Here is a 2,443-nt window from a genome sequence, read left to right on the forward strand (position 1 = left end):
TGGGTAGGCGCCGCGGTCCCGGTCCGGAACCGGCCGTGGAAAAAACGAAAGTGCGCGCCGAGCGGGCCAAAGACGAGCCGGACGAGCCGGACGAGGCGAGTACCGCAACCGTCGCAGCCGCTGGCCCCGCGCGGGCCAACAAGCCGGCGCCGGGGGCGCGTCCGGCAGCGCAGGGCGGCGGTCGGCACGCGCGTCCGACCGGCAAGCGAAACAAGCGGTAGCCACGGTGGCTGCCCGACGTTGGCGTGTGGCCGCCAGCTGGCTGGCGGCCGTGCTGGTGACAGCCGCGGCGGGCAGCTTGACGGCGTGCTCCGGCAGTGCCGCCGGTCAGATCGACTACATCGTCGACGGCACGCTGGTCACCTATAACAGCAACACCGTCACCGGCGCCGCCTCAGCGGGTGCGCAAGCGTTCGCCCGCACGCTGACGGGATTCGGCTACCACGGACCCGACGGCCAAGTCGTCGCCGACCACGACTTCGGCGCGATATCGATGGTCGGTGGTTCACCGCTGGTGCTCGACTACCAAATCGCCGACAACGCCGTGTACTCCGACGGCAAGCCGGTCACCTGTGACGACCTGGTGCTGGCCTGGGCAGCCCAATCCGGGCGATTTCCCGGCTTCGACGCCGCCAGCCAGGCCGGCTACGTCGACATCGCCGGCATCGAATGCCAACCGGGACAGAAGAAAGCCCGCGTGTCGTTCGATCCCGACCGCAACGTCGTCGACTACAACCAGCTGTTCGCAGCGACCACGATGCTGCCGTCGCATGTCATTGCCGACGAACTCGGGATTGACGTGACCACCGCGCTGATGCGCAACGATCTGCCGGCGATCGGGCGCATCGCGCAACTGTGGAACACCACCTGGGACCTCAAACCCGGCATCGAGGCAGGCAGCATCGCCAAGCACTTCCCGTCGTCGGGGCCGTACAAGATCGAGTCGGTGTTGGACGGTGGCGCGGTGGTGCTGGTCGCGAACGACCGCTGGTGGGGCCCCAAGCCGATGACCAAGCGGATCACTGTGTGGCCGGAGAAAGTCGACATCCAAGATCGCGTCAACGACAAGAGCGCCGACGTCGTCGACGTCGCGGAGGGCTCGTCGGGAACGTTGGTCACCCCCGACACGTATCGCCGCACCGACTCCCCGTCGGACGGCATCGAGCAGCTGATCTTCGCGCCGCGCGGCCCGCTTTCGGACGTCGCCGCCCGTCGGGCGGTGGCCTCCTGTACACCGCGTGACGTGATCGCGCGCGATGCCCGGACGCCGATCGCCAACGCGCGGCTGCACCCCGCGGCCGAAGACGCCATCGGACGGGCGGAAAACGTTCCCGAGGCGGCCCAGTACCTGAAGTCGAACCCCGACGCTGCGCGCGCTGCGCTGGCCGGTAAGCCGCTGACCGTGCGGATCGGCTATCGGGCCCCCAACGCGCGACTGGCCGCGATCGTCGGCGCGATCGCCAAGGCTTGCGCGCCGGCCGGTATCACCGTCTCCGACGTCACCTCCGACACGACGGGCCCGCAGACGCTGCGCGATGGGAAAATCGACGTCTTGCTGGCCAGCACCGGCGGCGCGACCGGCAGCGGTTCCAGCGGATCGTCGGCGATCGACGCGTACGCCCTGCACACCGGCAACGGCAACAACCTGCCCGGATATACCAACGGCCAGATCGACGGCATCATCAGCGCGCTGGCGGTGTCGGCCGACCCCGCCGAACTGGTCCGGCTGCTGGCGCAGAGCGCACCGGTGCTGTGGGGCGACATGCCGACACTGCCGCTGTACCGCCAGCAGCGCACCTTGCTGGCGTCGAAGAAGATGTACGCCGTCAGCAACAACCCCAGCCGCTGGGGTGCCGGCTGGAATATGGATCGATGGGTCCTGGTGCGGTGACGCAGGTCGAGGAGGTCATCGCGTCGCTGACCCGGGAGGTATCCGACTTCCCTACGGCCGGAGTCGATTTCAAGGACTTAACCCCGTTGTTCGCCGACGGCCGGGCCTTGGCGGCGGTAATCGACGCGCTGGTCGAGGTGGCCTCCGGGGCCGACCTGATCGCCGGCATCGACGCGCGCGGATTCCTGATCGGCGGCGCGCTAGCGGTCCGGCTCGGCACGGGCGTGCTGGCCGTCCGCAAGGCCGGCAAGCTGCCGCCGCCGGTGCTCAGCGAGACCTACGACCTCGAGTACGGCAGTGCCACCCTGGAGATCCCCGCCGACGGCATCGAATTGGCCGGTCGCAGCGTTGTGATCGTGGACGACGTGCTGGCCACCGGGGGCTCGGTGGCCGCGGCGCACCGGTTACTCGAGCAGGCCGGTGCCCGGGTGACGATGGCCGCGGTGGTGTTGGAACTCGCGGCGCTCGGCGGTCGTGCGCTGGTGGCGCCGCTGCCAGTCCACAGCCTGCTCCACGTCTAGCCCAGATGATGCGGGCTGGCTGGCCGTGCTG

Annotated in this window: 2 protein-coding genes and 1 pseudogene; all 3 read left to right on the plus strand. The window is 69.4% G+C overall.

Features of this window, described 5'->3' with window-relative positions; all coding sequences use genetic code 11:
- Positions 1 to 221: pseudogene (locus WBF82_RS11215) on the plus strand (protein translocase subunit SecF); the annotation flags it as partial.
- 5 nt (positions 222 to 226) lie between these two features.
- Positions 227 to 1,891: an ABC transporter substrate-binding protein gene (locus WBF82_RS11220; RefSeq protein WP_424383108.1), complete on the plus strand. Its 1,665-nt coding sequence runs from the start codon at positions 227 to 229 to the stop codon at positions 1,889 to 1,891.
- Positions 1,873 to 2,412, plus strand: a complete 540-nt coding sequence (locus tag WBF82_RS11225) for an adenine phosphoribosyltransferase (RefSeq protein ID WP_424383109.1) — start codon at positions 1,873 to 1,875, stop codon at positions 2,410 to 2,412. Before WBF82_RS11220 ends, WBF82_RS11225 begins: the two co-directional genes overlap by 19 nt.
- Positions 2,413 to 2,443: the final 31 nt, after the last annotated feature.

It is taken from the genome of Mycobacterium sp., from assembly GCF_049673265.1.
Taxonomy (GTDB): domain Bacteria; phylum Actinomycetota; class Actinomycetes; order Mycobacteriales; family Mycobacteriaceae; genus Mycobacterium.

Coding starts and splice junctions, on each gene's coding strand:
- WBF82_RS11225 (WP_424383109.1), top strand. CDS start 1,873: ATGGGTCCTGGTGCGGTGACGCAGGTCGAGGAGGTCATCGCGTCGCTG.